This is a genomic window from Amycolatopsis sp. NPDC058278 (assembly GCF_042881395.1).
GTDB lineage: Bacteria > Actinomycetota > Actinomycetes > Mycobacteriales > Pseudonocardiaceae > Amycolatopsis.
Genome location: NZ_JBHVXZ010000127.1, coordinates 21,252 through 28,105, shown reverse-complemented (window position 1 = coordinate 28,105; position 6,854 = coordinate 21,252). Strand labels below are relative to the sequence as shown.

Genomic DNA, 6,854 nt, shown 5'->3' with positions numbered 1-6,854 from the left:
AGAGTCCTCAACCTCCCCTTCGTTACGCCCTAGATCAAGCAGCAACTTGACCAATTCTTGTCGGGCACCCTGCACGTCGACGGAGACCGCGGCTTCCCAGACCTCAACCGCCTCATCGTTACGCCCTAGATCAAGCAGCAACTTGACCAGTTCTTGTCGGGCACCCTGCACGTCGACGGAGACCGCGGCTTCCCAGACCTCAACCGCCTCATCGTTACGCCCTAGAGCGTGCAACATGCTCGCCAACTGGCTCCGAGCCTCCGGAAAGTCCTTGGCGATGAGGCCATTCCACAAGGAGATATCAGAATCGTCGCAGAGTCCAGATCGATTCAAAACAAGGAGCAAATCTTCACGTCGTGAATAAATTCCACGCTTGAGGAGGTCTCTAAGAATTCTAGCAGCTTTGGCATCTTGAGATGTTCGAATATAGAAGGTCGCGAGAGCCTGCTCGGAATCTGGAAGATCGCGGATATATAAGTCTTCCGCCTCATCTATCCGATCGGTCGATATGAAGATATTGGCTAGTTCTGTGCGCGCCTTCTCTGATCCGGCTTCAGCAGACTCGCGCAGACAATTCAATACCTCGAAATTCCTGCCTAGGCGCCGAAGTATTGATATTCCCCTGCTACGCGAAGCCCAGTCAGAAGGGTCGACCTGAAGCCATATCTGCGCGGCCTCAAGGGGTCGACGGAGTCGCTCTAGAAGATAGGTGAGGTCGGCGCGTGCGTTGGGCATTCCATTTATAATTCCCGTCTGGAATATTGCGATGGCCTCATCTGTGCGACTCGACTTTTCAAGGAGTCGCGCGAGGCGCTCCTGAGCGTTCCAATCGCGCGGATCGCCTAAGAGAGCTTCTTTCCATACGACTATCGCCTCGTCAATTTTGCCGATTTGGACTAGAAGGTCAGCAAGTGCTGAACGGGCCCCTGGTTCGGCAACTTGAGTGGCTTCGCGCCAGGTGGAGACCGCTGCTTCTCCTAAGCCCATACTGACGAGTATTTTGGTACCATTTACACGTTCGACGCGGCCTCCCGTGAGCAGGACGTCACGCATGGCTCTTGCCAGAATGGAACTTTTCGCTTCCCTGACCGCCTGAACGACATCTTCACGAATTCCGTCAAAGTTGTTATTGACTCCGTGACGCAATAATCGCTCTAGAGCTTCAATCTTGGCCTTTTTTGTATAGCGCGATATAAGTCCTCTGCGCGCGTTTCTGTCACCCTTCATTGCGGCTTCATGCAGGATGCCGTCGATTTCGCCTTCTCGCCCTGCTCGAGTCAGGAGATCGATCAACTGTTCAAGAGCATACTTATCTGCCGTTGCGTCACGTAGCAACCGAATTGCCTCATCTTGCATGCCCTGGCGCAACATGAGTTGGATAGCGTGTCTACGGACCCGCACATTGCCCATTTTAAGTGCCGCACAGTAGAGTGTAGCGGCCTCGCGATTGAGTAGCCTTTCTTCTGCCGATCGAGCCAGTGTCACGAGGTCGTCGACATCAGTAATGGCAGTCACGTAAATTTCCCATAGCGGGCTGGCCGGAACTAATTTACGTCGGATGTGGCTTGCATATTGAAGCAAGTAGTCACCGACTTGATGATTTCGATAATCGCCAATAGAGGCAGCAGACGGGACAAGGGCCCTCGCTGCACCATTGAGAGGCTGACTTGCCTCTTCAATTCCCAGTTGGAACCAATCATCGCCAGCATCGGCTTTTTGAACCTTGTCACAATAGCACTCAGCGGCAAGTTTCAAGAAGTTATCAGATAAGGGCTTTTTGGCACCGAGTCGTGCGGCGTCTATTGCGGCCGTCAAGATGGCCCAAGCGTAGTGATGAGATCCGTTATTGCGTGCAGTTTCCCAAAACCGGACTAGCTGCGGTGCGGCGGCTAGGACCTGTGTCATACCGTAGTCATTATCACCGATAGCGACATTGATCCGCCTGTCGGTCTGCGCAATGTTCCGAGCTCGCTTTTTTTCCGCGTCACTGAGGCGGCTGTCGATTACAATAATCGTCGCAACAGAGACTACATCTCGTTCACGTTGGTACGAGGCAGACTGTGCCGATATCGGTCGTCGACGATATTTATCCAGGTAATCCGGCCATATTGTGCCGACTGTAATCACTTTGCCTCGAACGAGCTGCCGCATAATTGCAACAGTTAACCCATCGTCGCGCTCCATGTATTGCTGCAGTTCGTCGAGCCATACGATAGTTTGCGGAGTTGGACGCGAGGCAAATCGCCTAACCTCTTCCGGTCCACTTGGGTGAAACAACCAGTAGTGTGGTACCGTTCTTCGAATCGATTCATATGCGGAACGCGTCTTCCCAGTTGAGGAACCACCCGTCAGGACGAGGAAGCCTCCGACTTCTTTCGCACCCTGCATAAACGAATCGATTCCATCTTCGGCGTCATCAACGTCGCGCGACACATAGGTTGGCAAGACGTTCTCGCGAGCACCGACCACAGTGATAGCACGGTGCACGCCGAGGTATATCGGGTCTATATCGCAAACCCGTTCGATGTTTTCTTGCCGGTCAGTCGGCGGAGGCCTCACAAGCACATCTGTCACGAAGCTCCGCGTCCCGAGGTATAGCATTTCGCCTCGCGAGTTAGGTTTGGATATATTCACATGGTTGGCGTCCAAGGGTATCGGCGTTACCCCCTTTATTCCAGGATCCGCTGAGACGGCGTCGACAACTTGAACGTTTCTCGTTTTTTGGGTTTCAAAGTAGACTTTATTTCGAATATTTAGATTGTCCACGTGATCTCGATACCAGATATTGAGATCACGAAGTGCCGGCGCCTGAGCCTTTAACTCGCTGACCGCAACGGTTGGTCGAAGAAACTTTACAAAGTCAACGATGCGCGCGATGTCCGAGCCCGTGTGTGGCGTCGCAATAAACACGACACCTCTTGTCATTTCGGCAAATCGCTTGTAGTCCCCTTCCGACTCGCTGGCTTCCTGTATTACTTTTTTAACAAGTAGCCCCCCGAGGCTGTGCGTGACGAAGCAGAGTGGCCGCTTGCCGAGATTATGTACCGTGAGTAGCTCGAGGACATTGACTGCCCTGTCGAAGAGCGGCAAAGCCGCCCCTGTCCATTTGGTCGAAGCGGCGTCATAGTCGACGCTCCAGACAGAGAGTTCGGGGGAATCCTCGGCTAGCCAGCGAGGCCAAAAGAGTCCATCTCCGCCAGACCATGTACTGTCGGTGTCGCCATCAAGTCCGTGCACGAAGACTACATCGCCAATCCCGTCAGTCTTGTATTGATCGCTAACCAATCGTAGAGGCCCGTCGAACTTGTGCGACACGCTGTTAGCTCTCCTTCTGCGTAGGTGCGACCAGATGACATTCCCATCGTCCAGGTTGTCGCCGATGTTTCTTCGGCATGCGAAATGACCTCAACCTGTTACAGATGGCCGCTGTACGTGGTTGTAGACTGTATCAGCGCGTCGATGCTCCGCGGGGCCGACTCGCAGGCTGCACTGCAGTGCAGCTCCGTCGGTTGGGACGCGGGCGTCGCCATCGAGGCGCCCCTCCGGCAGACACCCGTCACAGCAAGTCGCGCGCGCGGAACGGCGATTGAGCTGCCTAGCTTGAGTTTTAACCTCTGCGTGGTCGATGGAGACCCTGCCGATCAGGAGTGAAGCCCTTGGTCGATCATTCCTTCTTGCGACAGACGGAAGATCGAGCCAAGGGCTTCAATTGATCAGTGTGCATCACACCGGTGTCGCCGACGCGGCCGGGGAGCTCTCCACGCTCCGGCAGGAGTTCCACCGATGCCTGACCCGGCGTGCGGATGCGTTGTTCGAGCTGACCGAGGCGGTGTTGTGCGCGGACGGCCCGGTGCGGTCGGTCGCGGAGTTGTCGCTGGCCGGTGAGCACCGTCGCGGCCATGGCAGCGGCTATGCCGCGCTGGCGCGCGGGCGTGTCGACATCGATCGGCTTCGCACCGCGTTAAGCGGGGTCTCGCTGCCGCGTGCCGCGGACGGGCGGCTGGTGCTGGCGGTGGACGTGACCTGCTGGCTGCGGCCGGAGGCACACACCTGTCCGCAGCGGATCCTGTGTCACACCTACGGCCGCGGCAAAGACCAGCACATCATGGTGCCCGGCTGGCCCTACTCCGTCGTCGTCGCCCTCGAGTCAGGGCGGAGTTCGTGGACCGCGCCGCTGGACGCGGTCCGGCTCACGCCCGGCGACAACGCCGCGAACGTGACCGCCCGGCAGATCCGCAGCGTGGTGGACCGTCTGGTCGCGGCCGGGCACTGGCGGCCGGGAGACCCGGACATTCTGCTGGTCGCCGACGCCGGCTACGACGGTCCCAGGCTGAGCCACCTGCTGGCCGATCTCCCGATCACCGTGCTGGTGCGGATGCGCACCGACCGGGTCCTGCACCGCCCGGTCCCGCGGCAGCCACCCGCCACGTTGGGCAGGCCCCGCCGCCACGGAGACGAGTTCGCCTTCGGCGACCCGGCCACCTGGGGACAACCCGATGCCGTCACCGAAACCACGACCCGGCTTTACGGTCCCGCGCTGATCCGGGCCGGGGACCGGCTGCACCCACGACTGACCCACCGCATCGCCTGGGCCAGCCACAACGGCCCCCTGCCGATCATCGAAGGCACCGTGATCCGCCTCGAAGTCCAGCGCCTGCCCTCCGGCGCGATCCCGAAACCCGTGTGGCTCTGGCACTCCCGCACCGGCCTCGGCCACGCCGAGGTCGATCTGGCCTGGCAGGCGTTCCTGCGCCGGTTCGACATCGAACACACCTTCCGCATGCTCAAGCAAACCCTCGGCTGGACCACCCCGAAACTCCGCTCACCCGAAGCGGCCGACCGCTGGACCTGGCTGCTGCTGACCGCCTACACCCAGCTGCGCCTCGCTCGTGATCTCACAGCGGATCTGCGCCGTCCCTGGGAGAAACCCCGACCAGCCCAGCGGCTCACCCCGGCCAGGGTCCGCCGAGGGTTTCCGAACCTGCGCCCACAACTCGCGTGTCCGGCCGGTGTCCCGAAACCCTCACGACCCGGCCCCGGACGACCCGCCGGAACACCTAATCAACGGCCAGCGTCACGCCACGACGTCCATACCGTCACCAGCACGAACACCCGAAAACGTAAGCACGGCAAGAACACCACGTCGAGTAACCCGCGACCCCACCGAACAGGGGGACTGTTCCAAGATCGGCTCTGGCGCACTTTCGGTGGTGAGGTGGTGGGTCCCCGGCCGGGACGGGTTTGCGGTTGCCATGATCGTTTGTGGCTGAGATGGCGAAGCTGGTCGGTGCGGTGTTCTCGGGGCTTTCGGCGCTGTCGATTGAGGGTGTCGAGGACGCTGGCGAGGTGATCGTTGTGCGGGCGTCAACCAGGGACGATGCGGTGGCGTGCCCTGGCTGTGGAACGCCGACGGGCCGGGTTCATGCCTTCCACGAGCGAGTCCCGGCGGATGTGCCGGTTGATGGACGCCGGGTGCTGGTAAGGCTGCGGGTGCGCCGGATGCGATGCTCGGTCATCGAGTGCACGCGCCAGACCTTCCGGGAGCAAGTACCCGGCCTGGTCGAGCGATACCAGCGACGCACCGTCCGACTCGCTGAACAGGTCCGTGCTGTCGTGCGCGAACTGGCCGGCAGAGCCTCCGCCCGGCTGCTGCCCAAAGTCGGGATCGCCCTCGGGCGCGACACCGCTGTACGGGTCTTGCTGGCCATCCCCTTGCCGGATCAGGTCGTGCCGCGAGTACTGGGGATCGATGACTTTGCCTTGCGCAGGTCTCATGACTACGCCACCGTCCTGATCGATGCCGACACCGGCGCCCGGATCGACGTGCTGCCCGGGCGCGGTGCTGAGGTGGTCGCCGGTTGGCTGCGGGCACATCCAGGAGTCGAAGTCGTGTGCCGGGACGGTTCGGCAGCCTATGCGCAGGCCGTGCGGGATGCGCTGCCGCAAGCGATCCAGGTCGCCGATCGATGGCATCTCTGGCACGGCCTGTGCGACGCCGCGGGCAAGGAGGTCGCAGCCCACAGTGCGTGCTGGGCCTCGGCCACGGGACTGCGCGAGGGAAAGCTTGCCGAAACCACTCTCCAGCGGTGGCAGCAGATCCATGCCCTGCTCGAGGCCGGAGTCGGGCTGCTGGACTGCTCACGTCGCCTCGGCCTGGCGCTGAACACAATCAAGCGGTACGCCCGCGCAGCCACACCGGAACGCATCCAGCGGGTTCCCAAGTACCGGGCCTGCATGGTCGACCCGTACCGGGACCACCTACGCGCCCGCCGTGAACAAGAGCCGGGCGTGGGAGCCACCGTGCTGCTGGGCGAAATCCGCGCTCTGGGCTACAACGGCAGCCACAACCTCCTCGTGCGGTATCTGAACCAGGGACGGCATCTCGACGACCATCCGCACCTCTCGCCACGCCGGGCCGCCCGGCTGCTGCTGACCCGGCCCGAGAACCTCACCGATCGGCAACGCGAACGACTCGAAGCCCTGACCGCGGCATGCCCCGAAATGGCGGCGCTGGCCAGCGTTGTGCGTTCCTTCGCCGCCCTGCTCGCTCCTCGCAGAGACAACCCGGCCAAGCTGGCGGCATGGATCACCGCCGCACGCGAAGCGGATCTGCCACACGTGCACTCCTTCGCCCGAGGCGTCGAACAGGACATCGACGCCGTCACCGCTGCGATCACCCTCGATCACCACAACGGACGCACCGAAGGCGTGAACACCAAAACGAAGCTAATCAAGCGGCAAATGTACGGACGAGCCGGCATCGATCTCCTGCGCCACCGAATCCTCCTCGGATAACCCACCACCGAAAGTCCGCCAGAGCCGATCACGGGATAGACCCCGAACAGGTTAAAACT

Annotated in this window: 3 protein-coding genes; 2 read left to right on the top strand and 1 reads right to left on the bottom strand. The window is 60.7% G+C overall.

The window, feature by feature from the left end; translation table 11 throughout:
- A partial coding sequence (locus ACFVYA_RS40940) for a tetratricopeptide repeat protein (protein WP_387052839.1) occupies positions 1–3,315 on the bottom strand: 3,315 nt, incomplete at its 3' end.
- 310 nt (positions 3,316–3,625) lie between these two features.
- On the opposite strand from ACFVYA_RS40940, the gene ACFVYA_RS40935 reads away from it, so the two are divergent.
- Together ACFVYA_RS40935 and ACFVYA_RS40930 are read left to right on the top strand one after the other, a co-directional pair.
- Complete coding sequence (locus ACFVYA_RS40935; protein ID WP_387052837.1) at positions 3,626–5,350, top strand: NF041680 family putative transposase; 1,725 nt, start codon at positions 3,626–3,628, stop codon at positions 5,348–5,350.
- Positions 5,272–6,795, top strand: coding sequence for an ISL3 family transposase (locus ACFVYA_RS40930; RefSeq protein ID WP_387052835.1), 1,524 nt, complete (start codon positions 5,272–5,274; stop codon positions 6,793–6,795). The genes ACFVYA_RS40935 and ACFVYA_RS40930 overlap by 79 nt, the downstream gene beginning before the upstream one ends.
- Positions 6,796–6,854 lie beyond the last annotated feature (59 nt).